2 protein-coding genes are annotated in these 1,467 nt (G+C 43.8%); both read left to right on the forward strand.

What is annotated here, in order from left to right; translation table 11 throughout:
- The first annotated feature begins 244 nt into the window (after nucleotides 1-244).
- Entirely contained in the window at nucleotides 245-514 is a 270-nt protein-coding gene (locus AB1414_20735; GenBank protein ID MEW6609837.1) for a hypothetical protein, read from the forward strand.
- A 382-nt stretch (nucleotides 515-896) separates the two neighbouring features.
- The coding region (locus AB1414_20740; GenBank protein MEW6609838.1) for a hypothetical protein at nucleotides 897-1,467 on the forward strand (571 nt) is incomplete at its 3' end.

Genomic DNA, 1,467 nt, shown 5'->3' on the forward strand with positions numbered 1-1,467 from the left:
GGGACGTTGGTAAAAAACGCAAAAAACAATTGATGTAAGTTGTGAAGTGGGGAGAAAGAATCTTGTGTCCGCGCGCGTATCCTGAAGTCGCAAGGGAAAGATAAGCGAGTACAGGGGGAGCCGAAGGATTAATGGCAAGGGTGACTTGAAAGATAGGCTATGAGGATGATTTCTTGCGTTTTTACCAACGCAACGTCCCCTCCCCTCTCTCCTCTCCAGAAGATTTATTGAAAAAAGAACTGAAATGGGAAAAAGGCCAGAGCTTACCGGCGGAGGATTGGTTAGAAGCGTTGGAGGATGGTCTGAAGTATTAGCCTTGATGAGGCGTAAGAAAAAGGTGGCGAGTGATTCTCGGATTTTAGGAAGCAGTGATTTTGTTGAAGCAGTATTAAAGGAAGCCGAAAAGCTGGAAATAGAGACTCTGCGATTGAAGAAAAGAAAAATAAGGATAGAAGACCTTTATGGTGAGGTGGCGCAAAGATACAAAACAGAGCTTACAGAACTTGACAGTTAAGAGTTCTTACGGGTTTTTAAGCCTAACCCATTTAGAATAGGACATTTACCTCTAAAGGCGGCTCGGTCTACAAGCACCAATAATACCAATGGCTTACGGAGAACTTTTAACTGTCGAGTTACAGAACTTACGGCTGGAAGTCGGCGGCGAGAAATTACAAAGGCAAGAAAGGATATAGCCTTAATAGCAGTAAAGAAGCTAGGGATGAGTGGGGCAGAGGTGGCTCGCTATTTAGGAGTAACCACATCGAGTATCAATTATATTGTAGCCAAGACCGACCTGAGCTCAGTAGGCAAGATGATCTTAGACCAATGGCTAAAATAAATTGCTTTCTACACCACCGTCCTCTATGCGGTACTATTAATAGGTGGAGGTTTTCTCAATGAAAAAGATACTTGTAGGATTGATTATTTCGGTGGTAATACTTTCAGGTGAATTTTTAAAACCAGGAGGCCTCAAGGCAATGGAATGTTGGAAGGAGCTGGAGGCAGGCATCACTGCACAGGGGGTTCCTGTCTTTGGAATTGAGCTGGTAAGCTATAAGTGGGATGAGGTAAATAAGCGAGCATATATCTCGGTTAAGGCAGGTTATTCAAAAAGAGACTATGCACATCGGCCCGACCCTTGCGGAGCACCTTGTGGCTGTTGGCACGCCTGGATTGAAAAAGATGCATGTATTGAATTTAAAATTGGCTGGCCAGATGGAACCGAAACTGACTGGGAATGTAGATCTAGTTTTTCTGGCACAATAGAAGAAGGAGAAAGTATCAAAATCTGTGCCCAAATAAAGACGATAGCTGCCAATCCCTGTATCATTAATCACTTTGGAGACAGCATAATCCTAACAGCAGTGCCACCAAAGTGTGAAACAGTTGGAGACCCGGTTGGGGTTGCAGTCGGGAATATGCTACTCGATGAAGAAGACATCTCCATCAAAGGAAGTCTTCCTTTAA

The organism is bacterium, from assembly GCA_040755795.1.
Classification (GTDB): domain Bacteria; phylum UBA9089; class CG2-30-40-21; order CG2-30-40-21; family SBAY01; genus JBFLXS01.